The sequence below is a fragment of the Campylobacter sp. IFREMER_LSEM_CL2101 genome (assembly GCF_025771825.1).
GTDB lineage: Bacteria > Campylobacterota > Campylobacteria > Campylobacterales > Campylobacteraceae > Campylobacter_D > Campylobacter_D lari_C.
The window spans coordinates 14,264-41,051 of the sequence record NZ_JAKMQZ010000007.1 but is presented as its reverse complement, the minus strand read 5'-3'; the positions used below and the strand labels follow the sequence as shown (position 1 = coordinate 41,051).

The 26,788-nt window shown below is 29.7% G+C and carries 26 protein-coding genes; 17 read left to right on the top strand and 9 right to left on the bottom strand.

The features are described 5' to 3' along the window. Positions 1-4 precede the first annotated feature (4 nt). Genes L8V88_RS05555 through L8V88_RS05545 form a run of 3 tightly spaced genes read left to right on the top strand, consistent with a single transcriptional unit; the run spans position 5 to position 5,716 of the window. Positions 5-3,640: an Eco57I restriction-modification methylase domain-containing protein gene (locus tag L8V88_RS05555; RefSeq protein ID WP_263727191.1), complete on the top strand. Its 3,636-nt coding sequence runs from the start codon at positions 5-7 to the stop codon at positions 3,638-3,640. Next, entirely contained in the window at positions 3,640-5,325 is a 1,686-nt protein-coding gene (locus L8V88_RS05550) for a pentapeptide repeat-containing protein (protein WP_263727190.1), read from the top strand. Before L8V88_RS05555 ends, L8V88_RS05550 begins: the two co-directional genes overlap by 1 nt. A 10-nt stretch (positions 5,326-5,335) precedes the next feature. Beyond that, complete coding sequence (locus tag L8V88_RS05545; RefSeq protein WP_263727189.1) at positions 5,336-5,716, top strand: YbgC/FadM family acyl-CoA thioesterase; 381 nt, start codon at positions 5,336-5,338, stop codon at positions 5,714-5,716. Here the strand turns inward: L8V88_RS05545 and L8V88_RS05540 are convergent. The 3 genes from L8V88_RS05540 to L8V88_RS05530 are packed head-to-tail and all read right to left on the bottom strand — an operon-like array spanning position 5,694 to position 7,992. After that, a complete protein-coding gene (locus L8V88_RS05540; RefSeq protein WP_263727188.1) occupies positions 5,694-6,911 on the bottom strand; it encodes a hypothetical protein in 1,218 nt (405 codons plus the stop codon). The genes L8V88_RS05545 and L8V88_RS05540 overlap by 23 nt on opposite strands. Continuing rightward, positions 6,908-7,519 carry a uracil-DNA glycosylase family protein gene (locus L8V88_RS05535; protein ID WP_263727187.1) on the bottom strand — a complete coding sequence of 204 codons (612 nt, stop codon included), beginning with the start codon at positions 7,517-7,519 and terminating at the stop codon, positions 6,908-6,910. The genes L8V88_RS05540 and L8V88_RS05535 overlap by 4 nt, the downstream gene beginning before the upstream one ends. Beyond that, positions 7,519-7,992: a GNAT family N-acetyltransferase gene (locus tag L8V88_RS05530; RefSeq protein ID WP_263675213.1), complete on the bottom strand. Its 474-nt coding sequence runs from the start codon at positions 7,990-7,992 to the stop codon at positions 7,519-7,521. The genes L8V88_RS05535 and L8V88_RS05530 overlap by 1 nt, the downstream gene beginning before the upstream one ends. Positions 7,993-8,130: 138 nt before the next feature. Here L8V88_RS05530 and rpmH point away from each other — a divergent pair, with 138 nt between their 5' ends. Genes rpmH through L8V88_RS05475 form a run of 11 tightly spaced genes read left to right on the top strand, consistent with a single transcriptional unit; the run spans position 8,131 to position 19,184 of the window. Beyond that, positions 8,131-8,265 carry a 50S ribosomal protein L34 gene (rpmH, locus tag L8V88_RS05525; RefSeq protein WP_012661270.1) on the top strand — a complete coding sequence of 45 codons (135 nt, stop codon included), beginning with the start codon at positions 8,131-8,133 and terminating at the stop codon, positions 8,263-8,265. After that, positions 8,262-8,588, top strand: coding sequence for a ribonuclease P protein component (gene rnpA, locus L8V88_RS05520; protein ID WP_192866626.1), 327 nt, complete (start codon positions 8,262-8,264; stop codon positions 8,586-8,588). Before rpmH ends, rnpA begins: the two co-directional genes overlap by 4 nt. After that, the gene (gene yidD, locus L8V88_RS05515) at positions 8,576-8,959 is read left to right on the top strand and encodes a membrane protein insertion efficiency factor YidD (protein WP_263727186.1); all 384 of its coding nucleotides are present in this window, start codon (positions 8,576-8,578) and stop codon (positions 8,957-8,959) included. Before rnpA ends, yidD begins: the two co-directional genes overlap by 13 nt. Further along, positions 8,923-10,506 carry a membrane protein insertase YidC gene (yidC, locus tag L8V88_RS05510; protein WP_263727185.1) on the top strand — a complete coding sequence of 528 codons (1,584 nt, stop codon included), beginning with the start codon at positions 8,923-8,925 and terminating at the stop codon, positions 10,504-10,506. The genes yidD and yidC overlap by 37 nt, the downstream gene beginning before the upstream one ends. Further along, a complete protein-coding gene (locus L8V88_RS05505) occupies positions 10,490-11,335 on the top strand; it encodes a Jag N-terminal domain-containing protein (protein WP_263727184.1) in 846 nt (281 codons plus the stop codon). The genes yidC and L8V88_RS05505 overlap by 17 nt, the downstream gene beginning before the upstream one ends. Then, positions 11,332-12,660: a tRNA uridine-5-carboxymethylaminomethyl(34) synthesis GTPase MnmE gene (mnmE, locus tag L8V88_RS05500; RefSeq protein ID WP_263727183.1), complete on the top strand. Its 1,329-nt coding sequence runs from the start codon at positions 11,332-11,334 to the stop codon at positions 12,658-12,660. Before L8V88_RS05505 ends, mnmE begins: the two co-directional genes overlap by 4 nt. Before the next feature lie 12 nt (positions 12,661-12,672). Continuing rightward, positions 12,673-14,850: a phosphoribosylformylglycinamidine synthase subunit PurL gene (gene purL / locus L8V88_RS05495; protein WP_263727182.1), complete on the top strand. Its 2,178-nt coding sequence runs from the start codon at positions 12,673-12,675 to the stop codon at positions 14,848-14,850. A gap of 2 nt (positions 14,851-14,852) precedes the next feature. Continuing rightward, entirely contained in the window at positions 14,853-15,623 is a 771-nt protein-coding gene (locus tag L8V88_RS05490) for a DnaJ domain-containing protein (protein ID WP_263727181.1), read from the top strand. Beyond that, the gene (gene purH, locus L8V88_RS05485; protein WP_263727180.1) at positions 15,620-17,152 is read left to right on the top strand and encodes a bifunctional phosphoribosylaminoimidazolecarboxamide formyltransferase/IMP cyclohydrolase; all 1,533 of its coding nucleotides are present in this window, start codon (positions 15,620-15,622) and stop codon (positions 17,150-17,152) included. The genes L8V88_RS05490 and purH overlap by 4 nt, the downstream gene beginning before the upstream one ends. A gap of 14 nt (positions 17,153-17,166) precedes the next feature. Beyond that, positions 17,167-18,759, top strand: coding sequence for a methyl-accepting chemotaxis protein (locus L8V88_RS05480; protein WP_263727179.1), 1,593 nt, complete (start codon positions 17,167-17,169; stop codon positions 18,757-18,759). An 11-nt stretch (positions 18,760-18,770) separates the two neighbouring features. After that, positions 18,771-19,184, top strand: a complete 414-nt coding sequence (locus tag L8V88_RS05475; protein ID WP_263727178.1) for an META domain-containing protein — start codon at positions 18,771-18,773, stop codon at positions 19,182-19,184. 10 nt (positions 19,185-19,194) lie between these two features. Here the strand turns inward: L8V88_RS05475 and pyrF are convergent, their stop codons facing one another. From pyrF to L8V88_RS05445, 6 genes are read right to left on the bottom strand one after another with little or no spacing between them, the layout of a single operon-like run. Continuing rightward, positions 19,195-19,878: an orotidine-5'-phosphate decarboxylase gene (pyrF, locus tag L8V88_RS05470; protein ID WP_263727177.1), complete on the bottom strand. Its 684-nt coding sequence runs from the start codon at positions 19,876-19,878 to the stop codon at positions 19,195-19,197. Further along, the gene (gene nusB, locus L8V88_RS05465; RefSeq protein ID WP_257397005.1) at positions 19,875-20,273 is read right to left on the bottom strand and encodes a transcription antitermination factor NusB; all 399 of its coding nucleotides are present in this window, start codon (positions 20,271-20,273) and stop codon (positions 19,875-19,877) included. The genes pyrF and nusB overlap by 4 nt, the downstream gene beginning before the upstream one ends. 1 nt (position 20,274) lies before the next feature. Next, positions 20,275-20,745: a 6,7-dimethyl-8-ribityllumazine synthase gene (ribE, locus tag L8V88_RS05460; protein WP_257938136.1), complete on the bottom strand. Its 471-nt coding sequence runs from the start codon at positions 20,743-20,745 to the stop codon at positions 20,275-20,277. A gap of 11 nt (positions 20,746-20,756) precedes the next feature. Continuing rightward, entirely contained in the window at positions 20,757-21,560 is an 804-nt protein-coding gene (gene kdsA / locus L8V88_RS05455) for a 3-deoxy-8-phosphooctulonate synthase (protein WP_240386734.1), read from the bottom strand. A gap of 19 nt (positions 21,561-21,579) precedes the next feature. After that, the gene (locus tag L8V88_RS05450; protein ID WP_263727176.1) at positions 21,580-22,941 is read right to left on the bottom strand and encodes a uracil-xanthine permease family protein; all 1,362 of its coding nucleotides are present in this window, start codon (positions 22,939-22,941) and stop codon (positions 21,580-21,582) included. Then, positions 22,931-23,863 carry a DMT family transporter gene (locus L8V88_RS05445; RefSeq protein ID WP_263727175.1) on the bottom strand — a complete coding sequence of 311 codons (933 nt, stop codon included), beginning with the start codon at positions 23,861-23,863 and terminating at the stop codon, positions 22,931-22,933. The genes L8V88_RS05450 and L8V88_RS05445 overlap by 11 nt, the downstream gene beginning before the upstream one ends. A 100-nt stretch (positions 23,864-23,963) precedes the next feature. Here L8V88_RS05445 and der point away from each other — a divergent pair, with 100 nt between their 5' ends. The 3 genes from der to trpS are packed head-to-tail and all read left to right on the top strand — an operon-like array spanning position 23,964 to position 26,786. Next, complete coding sequence (gene der / locus L8V88_RS05440) at positions 23,964-25,349, top strand: ribosome biogenesis GTPase Der (protein WP_263727174.1); 1,386 nt, start codon at positions 23,964-23,966, stop codon at positions 25,347-25,349. Then, a complete protein-coding gene (locus L8V88_RS05435; protein ID WP_263723969.1) occupies positions 25,333-25,830 on the top strand; it encodes a shikimate kinase in 498 nt (165 codons plus the stop codon). The genes der and L8V88_RS05435 overlap by 17 nt, the downstream gene beginning before the upstream one ends. Then, positions 25,827-26,786, top strand: a complete 960-nt coding sequence (trpS, locus tag L8V88_RS05430) for a tryptophan--tRNA ligase (protein WP_263723968.1) — start codon at positions 25,827-25,829, stop codon at positions 26,784-26,786. The genes L8V88_RS05435 and trpS overlap by 4 nt, the downstream gene beginning before the upstream one ends. The last annotated feature ends 2 nt before the right edge of the window (positions 26,787-26,788 follow it).

The window sequence follows — 26,788 nt, the reverse complement described above, 5'->3', positions numbered from 1 at the left end:
TTTCATGCGCTTTGATTTAATACCACTTCAAGAATTCATCAAAAATAATGCAAAAACGCCAACTAAAGACATCATAAAAGATTTTAAAGTCAAAATAAATGAATTTTTATCTCAAGCTTCAAAAGCAAATGAAGAAGATTATCAAAAGAAAGAAATATCAAATTTTTTAGAGAAAACATACAACTACAAAACAAACATAAAAGGCAATATAGATTTAACTATATATGTAGATGATATTGCAAATGTTATATTTGAAATAAAATCCACTATAAACAAAAAAGAATTCCCACAATCAAACCAAGACTTATCATCTAAAGCGTTTTATGAAAGTGTTTTGTATTTTTTAAGAGAAAGAAAAGGCAATAAAAACAATTTTATAAAATTCATCATTATTTGCACTGCAAAAGATTTTTTTATCATAGATGCAAAAGAATATGAAAAATTATTTGAAAATGATAAAACTATCATCAGGCATTATAAAAATTGCGATGAAAAACAAGGCACTAACACAAAAACACAAGAATTTTATGATCAACTTTCATCTTATTTGAAAACCCTTGATAAAAATTTAAAATACACACATTTTGAATTAAGAGATGATTTAGACGAAACAACACTTAGCTATATTTATCAAATTCTCTCACCGCAAGTTTTATTAAAAGAAAAAACAACCCAAGATGCTAATGCTTTAAATGAAAATTTTTACAAAGAATTGCTTTATATACTAGGTTTAAAAGAAGAGGGAGATAAAAGCAAAAAAATCATCTTATCAGACACTCCAAACACACTAAGCCATGCTATAAGACAAACTTATAAAGATATAAGTTTTGATGATATTTTTGCTCTTTTAATTACTTGGAATAATAGAATTTTATTTTTAAGATTATTTGAGTCTATGCTTTTATCTTTTAATCACATGCAAAAACCTTTCTTAACAATAGAAAAAATTCCAAATTTTGCAAAATTATCCGAGCTTTTCTTTGAAGTTTTAGCCAAAAAAGAAAACCAAAGAAGTATTAAAGAATTTGATTTTATACCTTATTTAAATTCATCTTTATTTGACAAAAACACACAAGAACAACAGCACAAAGACATAAGATTGCTTGATTCTAAGCCACTTGAAATTTTTCAAGGCTCTAAATTATCACAAGAATACAAAAATCTAAAATCCTTACCGCTTTTAGAATATCTTTTTACGTTTTTAAGGACTTATGATTTTACTACCACAAGCAAAGATATACAAGATAATCAAAAAATCAACCACGACAAACTCATAAACGCAAGTGTTTTGGGAAATGTTTTTGAAAAGCTAAATGGTTACAAAGAAGGAAGCTACTATACGCCAAGTTTTATCACTTCATACATGTGCAAACAAAGCATAGAAAAAGTCGTGCTTGATAAATTCGAACAAGAGCATTCTTTAAAAGCAAGCTCGATAAGTGATTTAAGAGTATTAATCGATAGAAATTTCACTCTAGAAAAACAAAAAGCTTATCTTGACACCATACTAAGTATAAAAATCTGCGATCCAGCTGTAGGAAGTGGGCATTTTCTAGTTTCAGCTTTAAATGAGCTTGTTTATATTTTATATCAACTAGGGCTTATAAAATCTTTACTTAGAGAAAAACTAATCCTAGAAAATGATGAGCTTATCATCTATACTAATGATAAAGGAATTTTTAATTACCAAAAACCAACTTTTCAAAACGATCCTATTCATCAAATTCAAAAAGAGCTTTTTGAGTGCAAAAAACTCATCATAGAAAATTGTCTTTTTGGGGTAGATATCAACCCAAACTCATGTGAGATCACTAAACTAAGGCTTTGGATAGAGCTTTTAAAATATAGCTTTTATATCTTTGAAAATGACAAAAACACAAATACACTTCAAATTTTACCAAACATCGACATCAACATAAAATATGGGAATTCTTTAATAAGCTATTTTAACGCAGATAGAAATTTTTCTAATTATCCAAACATTAAAGAAAGCATTAATCAATACAAACAAGCCGTAAAAGACTATAAAGAAGGCTTTTATGAAAATAAAGCTAAGTTACTAGAAAAAATACTTCACATTAAAGAAAGTTTTAAAAATTTCTGCTTGAAAGACATTTACGCAAATAAAATTAAAGACCTTGTAAGAGATGCCAACAAATACTCTGAAAAATATGGCGATTATTTAGCACAAGATGAATTAGATCCTAAATTTAAATTTTTATTTTCAAAAAATATTTTTGAAATTGACTTTGACAAAACGCAAGCAAAAAAAGAATTTGAAGCACTTAAATCATCTTATGAAAATATTTTTAACTTAGAAAAATTTAATCCTTTTGAATGGCGTTTTGAATTTCCTGAAATTTTAGATGAAAATGGTAATTTCAAAGGGTTTGATCTCATCATTGGTAATCCACCTTATATATCAGCGCCATCACAACTTGAAAATGAAAATTTAGCACTACAAAGACAAACAATAGCCGATTTAAAAAAATATAAAAGCTTATATCAAAAATGGGATTTATACATACCATTTATTGAACTTGGAATTTCAGAACTTTGTAAAGAAAATGCAATATGTGCTATGATAATACCTTATCCTTTTACAAATCAACTCTATGCAAAACCATCAAGAGATATAATAACAACAGAATTTAACCTTTATGAACTCACAGATTTACAAGATGTGAAAGTTTTTGATAATGCAGTAGTAACAAATTGTATAGTATTTATCTCAAAAAACAAATTTCAAAATAATATCACTATATCAGGCATTGATGAAAATTTACAAATACGTGCTTTTTTAGACAAAACCTATGACAATCTAATCCAAGATAAAAAAACCTTAATTTTTAACACAACATCACAAGAGAGAAAAATCGACAAGCACAAAGATTTAAATACTTTGGGAGATTTTTGCTATATAAGTAAAGGTATGGTTTTAAATGCAGACGAAAAAACAGCCAAAGGGGAATTTAAAAAAGATGATTTAATTAGCAATATCAAAGATAAAATTCATTGTAAAGAATACGTAGAAGCAAAAGATATAGAAAAATATACCATAAAAAGAATAAGATATTTAGAATACAACACTCCACGCTCTCCATCTAAACTAAGTCGCCCTACTTTTCCACAATTGTATGAAAATGAAAAGATAATGATTAATACCTTAGGTAATATTAATTGTATATTTGACACTAACAATATAATCCACAATCATTCTTTAACATCATGTGTTTTATGGAAAAATTTAAAAGGTGTGGAAAACAAAAGCATAAGTGGTAGTATTAAAAAATTTTCAAGATTTTCAAGAGACGAATTAGAAAAACTATCTTTAGATATGAATTTAAAATACATACTAGGAATTTTAAATTCTGAATATGCGAATATTCTACTAACTAATATTAGAGGTGATGCTAAAAATATATACCCAGAATATATTAGAAATATCCCTATCCCAAAAATAAATTCTAAAAATGAAAAACTAGCAAACGAGCTTATAAGTTTAGTCGATGAGATTTTAAAAGCTAAAGTTCAAGACAAAAACACAAACACCAAAACCCAAGAAGATAAAATAAACTCTATCGTTTATAAACTTTACAACCTAAGCAAAGAAGAAATAAAAATCATTGAAGGTAAGTAATGGAAAATATAAATATTTTAATAGCAAAGGAATTGAAAATTCCAGTTGAAAAATGTTATTTAAATCATGACGAGCTAATTATACAATCTGTAGATCTAGAAGAAGTAAATATTTATATCTTGCAAAATAATTTTAATATACAAAAGCTATATATTGAAGAAAGTAATATTCAATCTATAGTATTTTCTACCAATGTCACTATGAGGATTGATTTTGTAGGATGTAAGTTTCAAAATTTTCATTCTCAAACTATCTCGTATAAAGAAAAAATAAATATAGCGCATAGCGTTTTTTATGGAAATGCTTATTTTTCTTATGCTGAATTCCAACAAGAAGTAATATTTAAAAATGTTGTTTTTGAAAAAAAAGTAACTTTTGCATCATCAGAATTTAAAAAATATGTAGAGTTTGATGTAGTGTATTTTAATGGAGAAACAAATTTTGATTATTCTGTTTTTAAAAGCAGAGTCATGTTTAATGAAACATATTTTAATGCAGAACAAAAATCAAATAGATTGGATATTATTACAAGTAATGATAATATAGAAACTAGTTTTAGAGGTGTTGTTTTTGAAGATAAAATTGACTTTCAGCACTCTTTTTTTTATTCTAGAGTTGATTTTGTTAAAGCCAAATTTAAAGATGAGCTTTGTTTTCAAAAAACCAAATTCTTAGCTGAAAATACATATAATAATATAGAAATTAAAGAAAATTTCTTCACAGACACAATTTTTAAAAAAAAGGTAATTTTTGTTAATGTTATTTTTAAATCTAGTGTATATTTTAGACTTTTAGTTTTTGAAGATGAAGTTAGATTTGTAAATACAATATTTCATAGAAATATTTGTTCTTTTGATGAAATTAGATTTTCTAGATTTAGTTTAATAAATGATAAAAATTATAAAACTGATATTTCTATAGATTTTACCAATTCATCTTTTGATGGAATGGTATTTTTTAATAATGTCAATTTTGTTGGAATGAAATTTAATAATGTGATATTTAATGACAATGTTAATTTTAACAAGACAAAATTGTTAAATAAGCCAGAATTTATAAACTGTACCTTTTCTAATCAATTTAATATAGAACATAAGCATATAGAATATAATTTTAGTGAGATTGAAAAAAAACAAGAATACGATAAATTGTTAAACTATAGAGATTTATTTAGAAAATTAAAAAGCAACCGTATAGCTCATCATAATCTAATCGATGCTTCAGAGCTTAGAACACAAGAGCTTTATGCTAGAGAATTAGAACTAAAACATAAAGAAAATAAAAATTTAAAAGATACTATCGAGCAATGGCAACTTTTCTTTTATCGCAAACTTTGCGATCATCATACAGATTTAGTTTTAAATGCAAAATGGCTAATTTTTACCATAGCTTTATATATCTTGCTTATAGGAAAAATTTGGTATATATATCCCATAGCATTAATAAGTTTTTTTATTATTGATGTTTTTTTTAAAACAAAAAATACCTCTATAATAATATCATCTATAATAATTTTTATAACATTATGCAATCAACCCAAAATGATTTTAGCAATACCAAATTTATTAAGTAATGATTTTAACTGGTGGCAAAATTTAATCACATCAATTTATATCATAGTTTTTGGTTTAATCATCTTTTCCTTGCAAAAAACAGCAAGAAAAAATACTATCATACCAAATTAAAGGATTTTAAATGCAAATACGAATTTATTATGAAGATACCGATGCAGGTGGGGTGGTATATCATAGCAACTACTTAAAATTTTGCGAAAGAGCAAGAAGTGAGATATTTTTTCAAAAAAATGCAAAAATTTTTGATAAAAATACAGGACATTTCCTACTTACTAAAGCAAATTGTAACTTTTTAAAACCCGCTAAACTTGGAGATCTCATAGAAGTAAAAACATTTATCACAAAGATTAAAAAAGCTTCAGTTTGCATAAAGCAAGAAATTTATAAAGAAAACACCAAGCTTTTTGAAGCTGATTTTACCCTAGCTTTTTTAAAAAATGAAAAAGTAGCCCCTATAGATGAGGCTATAGCTAGGGTTTTTACTGATCTTGCAAAGGAGTAAAACCTAAGCCTTGCGAGCGAATGATTTTAACCTTATAGTCAAATTGATTATCATTTAAACTCTCATCGAAAATTCTTTGAGAGTCTTTATCTAAAAACTGCGTATAAAAATAATCAAGACCCACGCTAGTTGCATACGCTATCCAGTTATAATTAATATTTTGCGAAAAAAGCTCATTAAGATAGCTTAGGGTTTGATCTTCATTAGAAATGGAATTTGCTAGCAAAAGTTTTTTTCTATCATTAATTTGCGTTAAGCTTAGCAAAATAGGATTATAATTAATCTGAGTTGATAATAGCACAAAAGGTTCTATATCATAAGTTCTTATTTGCGAGCTTATAAGTGCTGTTTTTATCAAAGAAGTATTTAAAATAATACTAGAATCTTGAAAACTTCTATTTTGATTTAAAATACTTCTAAAATCAAATTTAGAACTATTAATAGTATAAATTTTCTCACTACCATTCCCTGCGTTTAAAACATTCTCATCTAAGCGATTTGCCAAAGGTGTTCCGTCTGAAAAAATAATATTTTTACCATTTGAATACTCTAAAAGTCTTTGAATTTGTTTTTGATAATCTATACTTCCAAAATATACATTTTCATTTTGCGTATCAAAATTTCTTTTGTGCGCAGTTGGTATGAAAACTTTTACATTTAAATCAAGATTTTCTTTTAATAAATTTTTCACACCCTTATCTGTAAAACCTGCGATAATATAATTAAATTTTTCTTCTTGAGCTTGTTTAAAAGCTTTAGTTATCTTGTTCTCATCTTCTGTGCCTATTAAAAACACCTTTACTTTTATTTGCGCTCTTTGTCTTAGCAAATACGCTATGCTTGAATTTATAATAGTATTAGAATAGCTTTTAATCGTTTGCTCAGGTAAAATAATAGCTAGTTTTACACTAGCATTTTTTTGAATTCTTTTTTCAAAATCTATAATGGAATTTAAAAGTTTAGTATAGATATTAACCAAAAGTTCATTTGCATTATCACTGTTAAATCTTGATAAGAAATTAAAATAAAGTCCTGTTTCTAACAAAGTAAATAAACAATCATTATCACAATTTTGAAATTCTAAATTAGGATAAAAAGACTCACTAGGTTCTATGGGTGATGGTTTTTGCTCTTTTGCAAAAGCACTTAAAGTTAAAACAAAACTCATCATCAAACAAACTAAACTTTTTCTCATAAATAACCTTTTATTTTTTTAATATCTTCTATAAATTCAGTATAAAAGCTAGGATTTTTACTCACAAAATTCAAATCATAACTTGGCAAAAGCAAAGCATTATTAAAACGCATACATTGCCCTTTGTATTTTTGAAAATTCTCAAAACCCAAACTCGCAAAAGCTTCTTGACCAAGACATAAAATAATCTTTGCTTTTACAAAATCAAGCTCATTATAAAAATATGGCAAGCATAATTTTAATGCTTGATCATCTATTTTAAAATTACTAAAACATTTAAACATATAAGAAAAATATATTTCATCTTCTTTTAAATTTAAAAGCTCTTTGCATAATCTTAAAAACTCTTGCTTATTTTTAGAAGCAAAAAACTTTCCACTTTCATTTTCTTCTCTATCAATAAAAGCTTGATAAATCAAAATTTTAGCATTTTTGGCTTCTTTTTCCATTAAACTATACTTTCTTAATTTAGAAAAATGACAAAGATTGCAAGTTTTCACTCTTTCATTTAATTCTTTAAAGTTTAAGTTAAAATGTCTAATTTTCTTTTGTTCGTTAAAGTATTCATAGCCAAAAGCTTTTAGATAATACAAACTGCGTTTATTCATCACATCAATGCTTCTAAATTTTCACCCTCTAAACGATAAGTTCTCCACTCGCTCATATGTCTTGCATTTAACTTGGTATAAAATTCAATACCCAAATCATTATCATTTAAACAAACCCACTCTAAGCGTTTGAGATTTTTTTCTTTACAAATTTGTGCTAAGTATTTAAAAACAGCTCTAGCATAGCCTTTTTTTCTATGTTTTGGCTGTATGTAAATATCTTCTAAGTACAACCCACCCAAACCCCAAAAAGATGAAAAAGTAAAATAATACATCACATAACCTATTATCTCACCATCAACCTTTAAGCTCAAAGCCTTAGCGTATTCATATTTAAAAAACGATTCTTCAAGTTCTTTAGTTGTGCATTTTACATCATCAAGCATATTTTCATGAATAGCAAGCTCTTTGAGTAATTCCAAAATTTTTTCTAAATCTTCTTTTTTACTCTCACAAATTTCAAAAGCCATTATTTTTCCTTAATTTACAAAATAAAATCAAAATTTAGCAAAAAGTTTTAAAATAACTCTTAATTAAAAGCAGATTTAAGTAAGATTTTGCTAACATACTCGCTTATTATTTTGTTTTTTATTTTAAGTTAAGGAAAAAATATGAAAAGAACATACCAACCACATAAAACCCCTAAAAAAAGAACTCACGGCTTTCGTGTACGTATGAAAAGTAAAAATGGTCGCAAAGTGATCAATGCTAGACGTGCTAAAGGTAGAAAAAGATTAGCGGTATAAAAGATTTTCTAAGTATTAATGACTTAGGAGAGTTTGCAACAATTTATAAAGAAGGTAAAAAATGGCATTGCGAAGGCATGATCATCTTTTACATTTTAAGCGATGAAAAAAAATTCGCTGTTGTTGCTAGCAAAAAAGTTGGAAAAGCTGTCGTAAGAAATAGAGCCAAAAGGCTCTTAAGATCAGCTTTTTTTCAGGTTAAAAATCAAGTTGAAAACGGAAAATACATACTTGTAGCTAAAACAAGTATTAATGAAATTCCTTTTTTAAAATTAGAAAAAAACTTGAAATGGGGTTTGAAAAAAATAGGATGTATAAAATAGCTTGTCTAAAACTTATCAGATTTTATCAACTCTTTATCAGTCCTTTTAAACCACAATGCTGTAGGTATTACCCAAGTTGCTCTGAATATGCCTTGTGGCAATTTAAAAAAAATAATATTTTTAAAGCATTTGGTGCAGTTTTTTTAAGAATTTTAAAATGCAATCCGTTTTTTAAAGGTGGTATTGATTATCCTAAGATACGCAAGAATAATCTAAACTCAGGTATATGTTTTAAACCTAGTTTTAACGCTTTAAAACAACTCAACTATCTTTATATCCCTTGCAACGATAATCAATTTTTTTTAATTAAGATTATATTTCCAAAGGACAATCCGTGTCAGAAAATTTATCTCAACAAAAACGCATTTTAATTGCTGTTGTATTATCATTTTTATTTTTTGTAGTTTATGATTATTTTTTTATCCCCAAAGCTCCACAAACTGAGCAAAATATCACCCAAATAGAACAAAACAACTCAGCTCCACAAACCACAACTGCAAATACAAATACACAAGCTCCAAAAACAGAACTTAGTGTTAATCAAAAAGAAGAAATAGCAGTTGTTAAAAGTGAACATTTTGAAGCACATATTGACTCTTTAGGTAGGATAGCTAAATTTTATCTAAGTGATGAAAAATATAAAGATGAAAATGGTAAAAGTATTAATCTAGTAGATACTTCCTTATCGCCTTTACCACTAGAAGTAAGATTTAGCGATGCAAAAATCAATCAAGAAGCTTTTAATACTTCATATACCACAAGTCAAAAAACTATCAATGTAAGCAATGAAAACACAACTTTAATTCTTACTCAAAATCTAAACGATTTAGTAGTAACTAAAAAAATTACTTTCCATAAATATGGAAACTATGATTTAGAGGTTAATCTAAGTAAAGACGCAGCTTATTTTATCACTCCAGGTTATCGTCCAAATATAGCAGTTGATAGCTATACAGTGCATGGGGTTTTAATCTTAGATAAAGATGATAAAATCACAATGTTAGAAGATGGCGATGTAGAAAATGATGAAAGTTTTTCTAATGTAACCCTTATGGCAGCTTCAGATCGCTATTATAGCGCCTTCTTTTATAATTTTGAAAAACCACTTAATGCTGTAGTTACTAAAGACAATCACGAAAACTCTATCGTTTTTGCAAGTGCGACAAATACTTTTAAAGCAAGCGGTTATGTTGGCTCAAAAGAGCATGAAATTTTAAGAAGCATTCATGCGGATTTAGATGATGTTGTGGAATATGGTTGGTTTACTTTTATAGCTAAGCCTATGTTTGAATTTTTAAATTTCTTACATGGCTACATGGGCAACTGGGGTTGGGCTATTGTAGTGATGACTTTAATCGTGCGTATTATTCTTTTCCCACTTACTTATAAATCAATGATTTCTATGAATAAGCTCAAAGATTTGGCACCTAAAATGAAAGAAATCAGAGAGCGTTATAAAGGCGATCCACAAAAAATGAATTTACATATGATGGAACTTTATAAAAAACATGGTGCAAATCCTATGAGCGGATGTTTGCCAATACTTATTCAAATTCCAATTTTCTTTGCAATTTATAGAGTTTTACTAAATGCCATAGAACTTAAAGCTGCACCTTGGGCTTTTTGGATTACAGATTTATCTGTAATGGATCCATGGTTTATTTTACCTATATTTATGGGTCTAACTATGTTTGTCCAACAACTTATCACACCAATGGCCATACAAGATCCTATGCAAGAAAAGATTATGAAATTTTTACCATTAATTTTCACTTTCTTCTTCTTAACCTTCCCAGCAGGTTTAACTTTATATTGGTGTGTAAATAATATATGCTCACTTATTCAACAAGTGATCGTAAATAAACTTTTCAAAAACCACAAAAAAGAGGAAATAGCTAAACATGAACATAGAAGCTAAAGACTTACAAACCGCACTCATAGAAGCCTCAAAACAACTTGAGTGCTCTGTGATTGATCTAGAATATGAAGTTATTCAACATGCTAAAGCAGGTTTTTTTGGTTTGTTTAGAAAAAATGCTATTATTTGTATTAAAGGGCATAAAAAAACTCAAAAACCTCATCAAGAAAGAGCTAAAAAATTCCAAAATGAGAAATTTAACAAGCATACACAAAAAAACTTTGATAAAAATGAACCAAAGAAAGAATACAAAGAAAATTTTCAAAAACCAATTGAAGATATTACTCAACCTAAAGAGCACTATAAAGTAAAAAATGATGCCATTTTTGATTCATTTCATAAAGAATCCTCAGAAGAAAGAAACATCGCTTCTTATATTGATGAGATAAAAATTTCACTAGAAAAGCTACTAGCAACTTTTGATTTTGACATCAAAGTTGTACAAGTTAGCATTTGGGATGAAAATTGCGTACTAATAAAACTTGATGGAGAAGATGCGGCTTTACTTATAGGAAAAGAAGCTCATAGATATAAAGCTTTTTCTTATTTACTTTATAACTGGCTTAGCGCTAAATACAAAATTCAACCAAGACTAGAAATTGCTCAATTTTTAGAAAATCAAACCCAAGCTATAGAAAATTATTTAAAAATTCTTATAGAAAAAGTAGAAAGTACAGGAAGAGTTCAAACAAAACCACTTGATGGAATTTGGCTAAAACTTGCTTTAGAAAAATTAAGAGAACGCTTTCCTGACAAATATGTAGCTATCAAACAAAATGACGATCAAAGATATATCGTTGTGAATGATTTTTTGAAGAAAAATGAATGAATGACACTATAGCTGCCATTGCCACAGCCCATGGAGTGGGCTCTATAAGTATTATTAGAATAAGTGGGGAAAAAGCTTTAGAGCTTGCATTGAAAATTACCCACAAAAAAGAGCTAACACCACGCTATGCACATTTGTGCAAACTTTATAAAAACAGCAATGATTTTTTAGACGAAGCTTTAGTGATTTATTTTAAAGCCCCCTACTCTTTTACAGGAGAAGATATAGTAGAATTTCAACTTCATGGGGGTTTTTCTTTGAGTGAAATTTTACTTGATGAGCTTATTTTAGCAGGAGCGCGTCTTGCTAATCCTGGTGAATTTAGTAAAAGAGCTTGTTTAAATGGCAAGATGGATCTTTTAAAAGCTTTAAGCATACAAGATGCCATCATGTCAAAATCAACAAGTGCTGCAAATATCATAGCAAAAAACATTAAAGGTGATTTAAGTAAATTTTTAAATACCATTAGAATGGATCTTGTTCAAACCCTTGCTTTTGTAGAAACAAGCATTGATTATGCAGATGATGATTTACCGCAAGATTTACTTGATCGAATCATTGCCATGTGTGAAAAAAATTCAAAACTTTTACGTGATATAGTAGATATTTCTTTAAGTAAAAAAGGACTTATAGAAGGCTTTAAAGTTGCTATTATCGGTAAGCCAAATGCAGGAAAAAGTTCCTTGTTAAATTCACTTTTAGCTTTTGATAGAGCTATTGTTTCTAATATTGCAGGCACCACAAGAGATCGTATCGAGGAAAGTTTAAAAATAGGCTCACATTTAATCAAAATCATCGACACAGCAGGTATAAGAAATGCAGATGATGAGATAGAAAAAATCGGGGTTAATTTAAGCTATGAAAGTATTAAAGAAGCAGATATTATCATAGCTGTTTTCGATGGATCTAAAGAATTTGAAGAAGAAGATGAGCGTATTTTACAAGCTTTAAAAGATTGTGATAAAAAAATCATTTATGTTTTAAATAAAAGTGATCTAGCCACCAAATTTCAGCATGAAATTAGCACTTCTTGTATACGCATTTGCGCCCAAGAAAACACTCAAGCCATTAAGGAAAGTTTAAATGAATACTTAAATACTTTAGATGGCGATGGAATGCTAATTAGCAATACCTTAATACTTAATGCTTGTAAAAATGCTAGCGAAGCTATTTTGCGTGCAAGAGATTTATTAAAAGAAAGTTCTTTAGAACTTTTTGCTTTTGAATTAAATTTAGCCATAGGAGAAATAGCTCAATTTACAAAAGATTTTGAAAGAGATGAAATTTTAGATGCTATGTTTAGTAATTTTTGTTTAGGAAAATAAAAAGGAGAGAAAATGGATAAAGAAATTATAAAACAACACAAAATTAGCGATGAGGAATATCAAGAAATTTTAAACATACTAGGTAGAGAGCCTAATTTGCTAGAGCTTGGAGTAATTTCTGCTATGTGGAGTGAGCATTGCTCATATAAATCAAGTAAAAAATACCTTAATGGCTTTCCAACCAAAGCTCCTTGGGTGATCCAAGGTCCTGGTGAAAACGCTGGGGTGATAGATATAGGCAAAGGAATGGCGGCTGTATTTAAAGTAGAAAGTCATAATCACCCAAGCTTCATAGAGCCATTTGCAGGTGCAGCAACAGGTGTGGGCGGAATTTTACGTGATGTTTTTACCATGGGTGCAAGAGTTGTTGCAGGTATGAATTCTTTAAAATTTGGCAATATCCACGATGATAAAATAGGCAAACATCAAAAATATTTAGTTAAAGGTGTAGTAAGTGGAATTTCACACTATGGTAATTGCATGGGTGTGCCTACCATAGGTGGAGAATGTGCTTTTGATGAGTGTTTTAACGGAAATATCTTAGTTAATGCTTTTGCACTTGGAACTTGCAAAATCGAAGATATTTTTTATGCAAAAGCTGAAGGTATAGGTAATCCTGTAATTTATGTGGGTTCAAAAACTGGTCGTGACGGGCTTGGTGGAGCTGTAATGGCAAGCGATAGTTTTAATGAATCTAGCAAAAGCTTAAGACCAACCGTGCAAATTGGCGATCCATTTGCTGAAAAATTATTAATGGAAGCTTGTTTAGAACTTTTCAAAACTGATTATATAGTTGGAATTCAAGATATGGGCGCAGCAGGACTTACTTCAAGCTCTTTTGAAATGGCAGGACGCAGTGGTAGCGGTATGAAACTTTACCTTGATAAAACTCCTATGAGAGAAGAAGGTATGACTCCTTATGAGTTAATGTTAAGTGAATCTCAAGAAAGAATGCTAATTTGTGCTAAAAAAGGCTATGAAGAAAAAGTTATTGAAATTTTTAACAAATGGGGGCTTGATGCAGCTATTATAGGCGAAGTTACCGATACTGGTAAAATGGAACTATTTTGGCATGATGAATTAGTTGGCTTGATCCCGATTGAGCCACTAAGCGAAAAAGCACCTATGCTTGATAGACCTGTGGCTAAACCAAAATACTTAGATGAGATAAAAAACTATCAATTTAAGCTTAACATTCCTACTCAAGAAGCATTTGAAAAACTCCTTGCAGATGAAAATGTTAGCAATAAAGCTTATATTTATGAGCAATTTGACTCAAGCGTACAAACCAATACTTTAAAAAGTGATGGGGCTTTAGGTGCAAATAGTATTAGAATTAAAGAAAATAACTGCTTACTTTCTATGGCAATTGAATGCAACTCAAGATTAAACTATGTAAATCCAAAAATCGGTGCAGCAGCAGCCGTTGCAAGCGCAGGAAGAAAAATAGCATGCTCAGGAGCTAGACCTTTAGCAATTAGTGATTGTTTAAACTATGGCAACCCACAAAATCCTGAGGTAATGTGGCAATTTGCCCAAGGTTGCGAAGGTATTAAATTAGCTTGTAAAGAACTCAATACCCCTGTAGTAAGCGGCAATGTTTCTTTATATAATGAAACCGATGGTGTAAGTATTTTTCCAAGCCCAACTATAGCTTGCGTTGGTGTAAATGAAAAAGCAGAAAATGTTCTAAAATCATATTTTAGTAAAGACACTAGGGCTATTTATCTACTTGGAGAAAGCAAAGGTAGTTTTGGTGGATCTTTAATTGCTAAAGTGCTAGATCAAAAAGTAGCAGGAGAGCTTGAAGATATTGATTTTAAAGCAGAATTAAAACTATGGGATTTTCTGTTAAAAGCAAACGAAGCAAAATTACTTGATTGTGCTAATAGCATAGGCATAGGTGGTCTTGCTATTACGTTAGCTAAAATGAGCGCAAAAGCAAATTTAGGCATTGAAATAAAAACTGATTTTGAAGATAAGAGTTTTATTTTCGAAGAAAGTCCGACAAGAGTTATAGTTGGTGTTAAAGATGAGGAAAAATTTATTAAATTTGTAAATGAAATGGGAATTAAATTTACAAAACTTGGAAATTTAAATGAAAAAGATTTCATTTTAGATGATATTAAGATATCTTTAGCAAAACTACAAACAATTTATTTTGATAAATTTAATGAGTATTTAGGATAAAAATGCTTTTTGTTTTACTTGTATTGGCAATTTTGGCATTTTATTGGTATTATAAAACATGGGGCAAAGATAATCTTTTAGGCTCTTTTAAAAAAGGGGCTAAAAGTTTCTCTCAAGGTTTTAAGCAAGGTTATCATGAAGAAAGAATTGATGGCTTTAAAAGAAGATTAAACTACTATACAATAGCACTTTTAGCAAAAATAGCAAAAAGTGATGGCAGGGTTAGCGAAAATGAAGCTAATATGATCTCACAAATTCTTGATTATAACGCTAAAGATTCAAGAGAAAGAGAATTTTTAAAACAAAGTTTTAATGAACATAAAAATACCTTAAATGATACCTATGAAGTAGCCAAAGAACTCATCAAAGAAGTACCTTTACCTCAACAAGAAAGAATTAATATATTAAATGTTTTGGTTGCAATGGCCTTGATTGATGGAGAACTTAACAGCACTAAAAAAGATGTATTAAAAGCCATTGTCAAAGCCTTTAATCTTGATCTAAATATACTTGAAAGACTTCTAAATTCTATGCAAACTCAAAAAGTAGGCATGAATTTGCAAAAAGCATGTGAGATTTTAGGTGTAAGCGAAAATGTAAATTTACAAGAGCTTAAAAAACGCTATAGAGAACTTGCTAAAAAATATCATCCTGATATTTTAAACGCGAACAACAGCGATGAAGCAAAAATAAAAGAAGGTGTAAAAAAATTTCAAGAAGTTAATGAATCTTATGAATTTTTAAAACAATACATAGAAAGGAAAAATCAATGAAAGCACTAATTAGCGTCAGTGATAAAGAAGGAGTAGTAGAATTTGCTAGTGAGCTTGCAAAATTAGGTTTTGAGCTTTTATCTACTGGAGGCACTTATAAGCTTTTAAAAGAAAATAACTTGCAAGTACAAGAAGTTAGTGATTTTACTCAAAGTCCTGAAATGTTTGAAGGACGTGTAAAAACCTTGCACCCAAAAATTCATGGCGGAATTTTATACAAAAGAGAAGATGAAAATCACCAAAAGCAAGCTAAAGAACATAATATAGAAAGCATAGACTTACTTTGTGTAAATTTATATCCTTTCAAAAAAACTACAATTTTAACCCAAGATTTTGATGAGATTGTAGAAAATATCGATATCGGCGGTCCTGCTATGATACGCAGTGGTGCAAAAAACTTTAAAAATGTCATTGTGGTTTGCGATATTTTAGACTATGGTAAAATCATACAAGCTTTAAAAGATAATACTTTAGATCTTGATTTTAGAAGAACATTGATGATCAAAGCTTATGAGCATACAGCAAATTATGATGCTTATATAGCAAACTATATGAACGAGCGTTTTAATGGTGGTTTTGGGGCAAGTAAATTTATTGTAGGTCAAAAAGTATTTGATACAAGATATGGAGAAAACCCTCACCAAAAAGGTGCCTTATATGAATTTGATGACTTTTTCACGCACAATTTTACAACCTTAAAAGGTGAAGCAAGTTTTAATAATCTAACCGATATTAACGCAGCTTTAAATTTAGCAAGTGCTTTTGATAAAGCTCCAGCAGTAGCCATTGTAAAACATGCAAATGCTTGTGGATTTGCCATAAAAGAAAACTTACTCCAAAGCTATATCCATGCGCTTAAATGCGATACCTTAAGTGCTTATGGAGGAGTTGTAGCTATTAATGGAACTTTAGATAAAGAATTAGCGCAAAAAATCAATGAAATTTATATAGAAGTAATCATTGCAGCAAATGTAGATGATGATGCTTTGGAAGTATTTAAAGATAAAAAACGTATTAAAATCTTTACACAAAAAGCGCCATTTTTAACTAGAGCCTATGATAAATATGATTTTAAACATATAGATGGTGGTTTTGTATATCAAGATAGCGATGAAGTTAAAGAAGATGAATTAAAAAATGCGGTATTAAAAAGCGAAAGAAAAGCTAATGAACAAGAATTAAAAGATCTTGAAATAGCTATGAAAATTGCTGCATTTACCAAATCAAATAACGTAGTTTATGTAAAAAATGGCGCTATGGTGGCTATTGGCATGGGTATGACAAGTCGTATTGATGCAGCTAAAGCAGCTATTAATAAAGCTAAGGAAATGGGACTTGATTTAAATGGTTGTGTTTTAGCAAGCGAGGCTTTCTTTCCATTTAGAGATAGCATAGATGAGGCTAGCAAAATAGGTGTAAAAGCTATTATTGAACCAGGTGGAAGCATAAGAGATGAGGATATCATCCAAGCTGCTAATGAATATGGTATTGCACTATATTTTAGTGGCGTAAGACACTTTTTACATTAACACAAGGAGCTTAAATGTTTAAAAGCATAGGTGCAAAGATATCTTTAGCAATGATTTCTACATTGCTAATTAGTTTTATTATTATGCAAATTATTTTACAAAAAGACTCTCAGCAAACGACCGATAGAATCAGTCGTGCAAATTTAGATACCTTAAGCACTTCTGTTTTTCAAACACTAAGAATGGCGATGAATTTGGGTGATCCTGCTATTATAGAACAAGCTATAAAAGAAGCAGGTGAGATAGAAGGTATAAAAGATATTAAAATTTATCCTTCCAAAAGCACCGTTGAGCTTTTTGAAATGCAAAAATACACAAAAAGTAACGAAAGTATTATCAATGAGCAATTTAACAAGCCAGAAATTAAAGCAGTTGAGATTAACAATGATCAAGGACATTATCTAAGGCTTATACGTCCATTAATTGCTAACGAGGGTTGTCTTGCTTGCCATGCAAATGCTAAAGAAGGTGATGTTTTAGGGGTTATGGATATGTATAATGACTTAAAACATGTAGATGATGATTTAGCAAGCTCAGCTAGAACTTATATTGTTATTTTTAGCATAGCTTTACTTTTTACTGTTTTTGCTGTGCTTTATATTTTAAAAATAGTTGTAGGTAATCCTGTTTTAGATCTTTTAAAACATGCCAAAGAGCTAGCTAGTGGCGATGGAGATTTACGCGCAAGAATTAACATAAAAAGCACTGATGAGATAGGCAAAGCTTGTACTTATATTAATCAATTTATTGAAAAAATTCAAAATGCAGTAATTTCTACTAATGAAAATTCTCAAATGGTAGATAAACAATCTAAACTTTTAAATGCTAATGCACTTGATCTAGCAAATAGGACTAAAGAAGGTCATACAAAAACTGATGAATCTTATCGTTTAAGTGAGCAAATTCATACAGAGTTACAAGATCTTGCTGAACTTTCAAATAATGCAAACAAGGCAAATACAAAATCTTTTGAAGTTTTAAATACTATGCTTGATTCACTAAATCAGGTAGCAGATAAAGTAAGAGTTGTTGCAGACAATGAAGATGTGTTATCTCAAAAAGTTGAAGTTATGGAAAAACAAGCAGAAGAGATTAAAAAAGCTTCTGATATGATGGGAGAAATTGCCGATAAAACTAATCTTTTATCATTAAATGCAGGTATTGAAGCAGCACGTGCTGGAGAATTTGGTCGTGGCTTTTCAGTTATTGCTGAAGATGTAAGAAATCTTGCTCAAAACTCAGAGGAATTTTTAAAAAATATTGCTATTGTCACCAAGCAATTAGTAGATAGTATTAATGAAGTTTCCAAAGAGTTAAAACACAATGCTAAAGAAATTAATTCTTTAAATCAAGATGCAAAAGATCTTGTAGAAGGAACTAATGAAGTAAAAGTTTGCAATGAAAATGCAAGAGATTTAGCAAATGCTTGTATGCAAAAAATCTCAAGCACACAAGAAACTTTACAATCTTTGCTTGATAAAATGCAAGAAACAGTAAAATTAAGTGATAAAAACGAAGAAATTTCAAAAATTTTACTTGATGTTGCTCATGAGTTAAATGTAGTTTGTCAAAATTTAGAAGATGAATTAAAACATTTTCATGTATAAGGAGAATCAAAATGAAAAAAATAATTACATTAAGTATAGCAAGCTTAGCTATTTTTAGTGGGTGTTCTGTGGCAAATTTAAGTGTTGATGATTTACAAAATAAAGAATTTAGCATAAGTTCTTATGAAGCTAATGGAAAAAGTTATGAACTTCCTCAAAATTCTAAAGCAAGTATTAGTTTTGATAATAAAGATAAAAGAGTTTTTGGTGTTTCAGGTTGCAATAGATTTTTTGGAAACTATAAAGATCAAGGGAATAGCATTAAAATAGAAGATAATCTTGCTTCAACAAAAATGCTTTGCGATCAAGAATCTATGAAATTTGAAGATAATTTCTTAAGAAATTTCAACGGAGATTTTCAAATTATTAGCGACGATGATGGAATTATTTTGGAAAATAAAAAAATGAAAGTATATTTAAAATAAGCCTTAAGGCTTATTTTAAATGCTCTAATATATCCTCGCAAACCTTTCTAGGTTCTTTTGCTTTATAAATAGGTCTTCCAACCACAATAAAATCTGACAAATTATCCTTAGCACACTGTATATCAGCTACTCTTTTTTGATCGTCTGAATTTTCTTTAAATGGACGAATTCCAGGGGTTAATGTGATAAAATTTGAATTAGTGTTTTCTTTTATCAACAAACTTTCATATACCGAGCAAACCATACCATCAAGACCACTTTCATAGCTAATTTTAGAAAAATCTTTAACAGCTTGTTTAATATCTTGTTTATATATACTAAAAAATTCTTGCTCGTCAAAACTAGTTAAAGCAGATACAGCAAGCACCAAAGGTCTTTTACTTAAAGCATTTAAACGCTCCATAATCATACACATAGCACTTTTACCTGCACTTGCATGGATATTAAACATATCCACATCAAGCTTAGCAAGCTCTTCACAAGCATCTGCCATAGTATTTGGTATATCATAAAGTTTTAAATCTAAAAAGATTTTAAAATCATCTACCTTTTTAATCGCCTCTAAAAGCTTTACCCCATCTCTTAAATACGATCTAAGCCCTATTTTAACCCAAAGGTCTAAGCCTTTTAATTCTTTGGCTAAATTTATACATTCATCATAGCTTGCCACATCAAAAGCCACACAAAGTTTCATTGCGCTTCCTTGTTGATTTTATCTAGTACTCCATTGATAAATTTAGGAGCATTATCCCCTGCCATTTCTTTAGCAAGCTCTATAGCCTCATTGATGATAATCGCTTTTTGCGTAGAAGTAAATAAAATCTCATAAGCACCCAAACGCAAAATGGCCTTTTCTATACTAGCCACTCCATCTAACTTATGCTCTTTCAAACACTCATTAATTTTCTCATCAAGCAAAGTAAGTTGCTCATTAATGCCATTATATAAATCTAGAGTGAATTTTCTTTGATCATTGCGAATTTTTTTCTCATCTAAAAACTCATTAATAAAATCTTTATTTTCTTGATTTAACTGTGCTGCATAAAGCAAAGAAACTATACTTTGTCTTACTTGGTGTCTAGTAGCCATTTTAAGCCTTAATTTTTTGGATTAAATTAAGCATTTCAACTACAGTAAGCATAGCTTCAAAACCTTTATTACCTGCTTTGCTACCTGCTCTTTCTATAGCTTGTTCTAAAGTATCAGTTGTTAAAACTCCAAAGCTTACAGGCATATTAGCTCCAAGCCCTACACTTGCTATACCTTTAGTAGTTTCAGCTGCCACATAATCAAAATGTGGCGTACTTCCACGAATTACTGCTCCAACACAACAAATTCCATCAAATTTTTTACTCTCACAAGCTTGTTTTAATGCAAAAGGAATTTCAAAAGCACCTGGAACTAAAATAAGACTTAAGTTTTCTTCCTTGCCCCCATGTCTTAAAAAAGCATCTTTAGCACCTTCAACTAAACGATCTGTGATAATGTGATTAAATCTTGCATTGATAATTGCAATTTTCTCATCACCTTTTAAACTTAAATTTCCTTCTATTATATTCATATTTTTCCTTTTTAAATGATTTCTTGAATTTTTAAAAGCGTATTTACGCAGTTTTTAAGTCTTGAAAGATCAAGCATATTTGGTCCATCGCATAAAGCCTTACAAGGATCAATGTGCGTTTCAAAGAAAAATCCATCCACACCCACACTAGCAGCAGCTCTTGCTAAAGGTTCTACAAATTCACTTTTGCCTCCACTACTTCCACCATTTGCTCCTGGCATTTGCACACTATGAGTAGCATCAAAAACAACCGGAGCATATTTTCTCATGATAACCAAACTTCTCATATCTACAACCAAATTTCCATAGCCAAAACTCGAACCTCTCTCAGCTACAAAAACACCATTTTCTTTGGCTATTTCAAAACCTTCTTCGTTAATGCCTCTAGTTTGTAAAATTTTAGCTACGCTGTATTTAATATCTTCGGGATTTAAAAATTGCCCTTTTTTTACATTTACCTTAGCCTTTGTTTTAGCAGCAGCTACTAATAAATCAGTTTGCCTGCATAAAAAGGCAGGAATTTGTAAAACATCTACAACTTCAGCCGCAATACTTGCTTGAGAACTCTCATGAATATCAGTAAGAATTTGCATACCAAATTTATCTTTAACTTTTTGCAAAATTTCCAAGCCTTTTTCAATGCCTGGCCCTCTAAAACTATTAATACTAGTTCTATTTGCTTTATCAAAGCTTGATTTAAAATAAAAATCAATTCTATCATCTTTTAAAAAGCATTCAAGCTCTTGTGCAACTTTAAAAACAAGTTCTTCATTTTCTATCACACAAGGCCCTGCTATTAGTATCATTTTTTTCATCATTTTTCCTTGTTTTTTATTATTTTACTTTATTTTTATTATTTTCTTCAAGAGGGAAAACAAAATTTAAAATAATAGCTGTAATCCCACCTGCTGCAATCCCTGAAGAAAATAAAGTTTTAAACCACATTGGCATAAATTCTAAAATATCAGGATTATTAGAAACTCCAAGCCCTATACCCAAACTCATAGCTATAATGATAATAGAACGACGGTTTAAATTTTCTTTAGAAATAATCCTAACTCCTGTTGCAGCTATAGTGCCAAACATTACTAAAGTTGCTCCACCTAAAATAGGCTCTGGAATTTGCAAAGTAATATCAGCCACAATAGGAAATAAACCTAAAATCATCAACATAAAAGCTACAATAAATCCAACATAGCGACTTGCAACACCTGTTAGGGCTATGACACCATTGTTTTGCCCAAAACATGAGTTTGGAAAAGTATTAAAAAAGGCCGAAACAAAAGAATTAAAACCATTTGCCAAAACTCCACCTTTTAATCTTTTTGCATAAAGTTCGCCTTTAACTGGCTGATTTGAAACTTCACTAGTAGCACTAATATCACCAATTGTTTCTAAAGAAGTTACCATAAAAACCAAAATCAAAGGTAAAATGAGATTATAATCAATACTCAAACCATAATGTAAAGGATCAGGTAAAAACACTAAAGGCAAATTTTCATTAAAATTAAAGCTAAAATTTTCAAAAGTCATAGCTACCAAAAGCCCTATTATCATAGCTATAAATAAAGAAGAAATTCTTATATAGGCATTATTAAAACGATTTAAAATAATAATACTTAAAATTACAACTCCGGCTAATAATAAATTTTGCAAAGAACCAAATTCACCACTTGCTTTAGCCGCAAATCCACCTCCTGCACTCACAAGGCCAACATTAATCAAACTAAGACCTATAATCATCACTACTATACCAGAAACCAAAGGCGAAATCACTCTTCTTACAAAAGGTAAAATTTGAGAAATAATCATTTCGGTAGTAGAACAAAGCATTAAAGTACCAAAAATAGCTCCAAGCATTGCTTCTTGCGATAAACCATTATTTTTTAACACAAGCCCACCTAGTATAATAGGCGCAACAAAGTTAAAACTGGTCCCTTGAATAGATAAAAGCCCACTCCCTATAGGACCCCAAGTTTTAATCTGCAAAAGCGAAGCAACACCTGAAGCAAAAAGCGACATACAAATAATTCTTGCTGTATTAGTATCATCTATTCCAAGACCTTTGCAAATTAATAAAGCAGGTGTAATCACAGCCACAAACATAGCCATCAAATGCACTAATGCAGCAAAAAATGCTTTAGCAAAAGGTGGTTTATCTTCTAAACCATAAATTAAATCTGTTTTATTTTCCATTTTTCTTTCCTTTTGTTTGCTTACTAACCAAAATAATTCCTCCTAAAATAATGCTAAAAATTCCTATAAAAACCATAAAACTAGGAAATTCATCTCCTAATAATATACCTAAAAACAAAGTAAAAACTACATCTATATAACTAACTCCTGCAACAACCCCTGCCTTTTTTGCTACTCCATAAGCTTTAGTAACATGAATTTGATACATTGCTCCAAAAATTCCCATCAAAACAATAAAAATCCAAGCTTTAAGACTAGGCATAACAAAAGGAGCAATTAAAAAATCAAGCTCTTTTATTTCATAAAAAGAACCTATAATCATAGACATTAAAGGCATCAAAGTGCCGATTAAAACAAAAGATAAAGCTATAAAAGGCGCTGGGTATGATTTTCTAAGTTCTCTTACACTAGTTAGCGCTAAAGCTGCACAAAAACCACTTAAAATTCCCAAAATACTATTTTTTAAATCAAAACCTGAATGCGTAGTGCTATCTGCAAAAGGCTGACAAATTAATAACACTCCTATAAAAGCAATCAAAATCCCAAAACAAGCTTTTAATCCTAAACTTTCTTTAAAAAACAAAAAAGCGATCAAAGCTATAAAAATAGGTGCTGTTTTTTGAAAAGCAAAAGCACCACCTAATGAAATATTAGAAACATTATAAAAGAAAAGATATAAAGCGATTGTCCCTATAACACCTCTAAAAATCAGCAAACCTAAATGCCCACCACTTTTATGAAAATTTAATTTTGAAAGCGCATAAAGCATAAAAGCTGTGCCTATGATATTTCTAAAAAACATAATTTCGATCGATGATAATTCTTCACTAAGAATTTTTGCACAAGCACCTACAAGTGCAAATTCTATAGAAGCAATAATCATAAAATATATACCTAAATTCTTTTTAACTATTCTTAACATATAAATTCCATATAAAAATTCCCGTTATTTTAGTCTTTTTTGCTTAATTTTAAGGCAATTTTTATATAATCACAAATAAAAATTTAAAAAATGAGTATTAATGCAAAGTATTATTTTAATAGGAAAACCAAATGTTGGCAAATCAAGTCTTTTTAATAGACTTGCAAGAAAACGCATTGCCATAACTAGCGACATAAGCGGAACTACAAGAGATACTAACAAAATAGAGGTAGAAATTGATGGCAAAAAAGCCCTATTAATAGATAGTGGCGGACTTGATGAGAGCAATGAGCTTTTTAAAAATGTCAAGGCAAATTCATTAAAAGCTGCTAAAAGTAGTGATATTATCTTTTATATGGTGGATGGAAAATTTTTACCTGATGATGAAGATAAAGCATTTTTTTACGAAATGAAAAAACTCAACAAACCCATAGCTTTAGTAATCAATAAAGTCGATAACAAAAAAGATGAGGAAAGATCTTGGGAATTTTCTAATTTTGGAGTAAAAGAAGTTTTTAACATCTCGGTTACACATAATATAGGCATTGATGAGCTTTGCATGTGGGCTGGTAAGTTTTTAAATGAAAGTTATTTAAATGCAGATGAAGAAGAAGACTTTGAAAGTTATTTAGAAAATTTTGATGAAAATAGCGGAGATTTTAAACTAAAAACCATCAATGAAAACCATATTAAAGTAGGAATTATCGGCAGGGTAAATGTGGGAAAATCAAGTCTTTTAAATGCTTTAGTAAAAGAAGAACGTAGCGTGGTAAGCGATATAGCAGGTACTACGATTGATCCTGTTAATGAAAGCATTATGCATAAAGATAAAATCATTGAGTTTGTAGATACTGCAGGGATTAGAAAACGCGGGAAAATACAAGGCTTGGAACGTTATGCGCTAAATAGAACTGAATATGCCCTAGCTAATGCTCAAATTGCACTTTTAGTACTTGATGCAGCTGAGGGTTTTAATGAACTTGATGAGCGTATTGCAGGACTTGCTGCTAAACATTGTTTAGGTGTGATTATCGTGCTTAATAAATGGGATAAAAGCGAACTTGATTTTGATAAAACTTTAAAAGAATTAAAACTAGATCGTTTTAAATTTCTAGCTTATGCACCCGTTGTAAGTGTATCAGCTTTAAGCGGAAAAAGAGTACATGTGCTTTTAGATAAAATCTTAGAAGTTTTTGCCAATTTCACGCAAAAAATTCCAACTGCAAAATTAAATGCTTTAGTGGAAGAAGCCACAAGAGCTCATCCACTACCACATGATTATGGTAAATTAGTAAAAATTTATTATGCAGTTCAATATGACTTAGCACCTCCAAAAATAGCTCTAATTATGAATAGACCAAAAGCTTTACATTTTAGCTATAAGCGCTATTTGCAAAATCAAATTAGAAAACAATTTAATTTTGAAGGTGTTCCTTTGATTTTAGCTTCAAGAAAAAAAGGTAGCAAAGATGAACAAGAAGGATAATCTCCTTTTTGTGGGTTTTATGGGCTGTGGTAAAACAACCATAGCAAGAGCTTATGCTAAAAAATATGATAAAATCTTTTTAGATACAGATAGTTTGATCAAAGAAAAATATAATCTTGAAATTAGTGAAATTTTTAAAACATATGGAGAGAAAAAATTTCGTAAAGAAGAGCAAAAAATAGCTTTATTTTTACATTGTTTGCAAAATTGCTCCATTGCAAGTGGCGGTGGTTTTATAGAGCAAAAAAAATTAAAAAATATTGGTATTATTGTTTATTTAAAAGCAAGTTTTGATTATCTTTTACAAAGACTAAGCAAAGAAGAATTAACCACTAGACCTTTATTTGCAAATACAAATAATGCCAAAATTCTTTTTGATCAAAGAGCAAAAAAATACGAAAAAAAGGCAAATATTATTATAGATATTGAAAATAAAAACGTTAATGAGATTATTAAAGAAATTAAAAAAGAGGTAAAATGAGAGTTATTACGGGATTACAGCCAAGTGGGGATTTACATATAGGAAATTATTTTGGCTCTATAAGGCAAATGCTAAATATGCAAGAAGAAAATCAAATGTATATGTTTATAGCAAATTATCATGCTATGACTTCAAGTTTTGATGGAGAAAAACTCAGACAAAATTCACTCAAAGCTGCAGCAGCTTTTTTGAGTTTAGGGATCGATCCACAAAAAAGCGTATTTTGGCTACAAAGTGATGTAAAAGAAGTAATGGAGCTTTATTGGATTCTTTCTCAATTTACCCCAATGGGGCTTTTAGAAAGAGCGCATAGCTATAAAGATAAAATTGCCAAAGGTTTAAATGCCAACCATGGACTTTTTTCTTACCCTGTTTTAATGGCTGCAGATATTTTACTTTTTAATGCTCAAGTAGTTCCTGTGGGTAAAGATCAAATTCAACACGTTGAAATAGCAAGAGATATAGCCTTAAAAGTAAATAATGAATGGGGCGAAATTTTTACTCTACCTCAAGCTAAAGTTAATGATGAAGTTGCTGTAGTACCTGGTACTGATGGAGCTAAAATGAGTAAGTCCTATCAAAATACAATTGATATTTTCAATACACCAAAAGCTATTAAAAAACAAATTTCTTCCATTGTCACAGATAGTACAGCTTTAGAAGATCCAAAAGATTGGCAAAATTGCAATATATTTAAAATCGCAAAATTGTTTTTAAACAAAACAGAACAAGAAGCTTTAAAAAGCCGTTATGAAAAAGGTGGCGAAGGCTATGGGCATTTTAAAATGTATTTAAATGAAATCGTTAGTGAGTATTTTGCCTTGGCTAAGGAAGAATATGAAAAATTATTAGCTAATCCTTCTAAAATCGAAGAGATTTTAGAATTTGGAGCAAACAAAGCAAAAAAACAAGCCCAAGAAACAATGGAAAAAATTTATGCTAAAATAGGACTATAAAA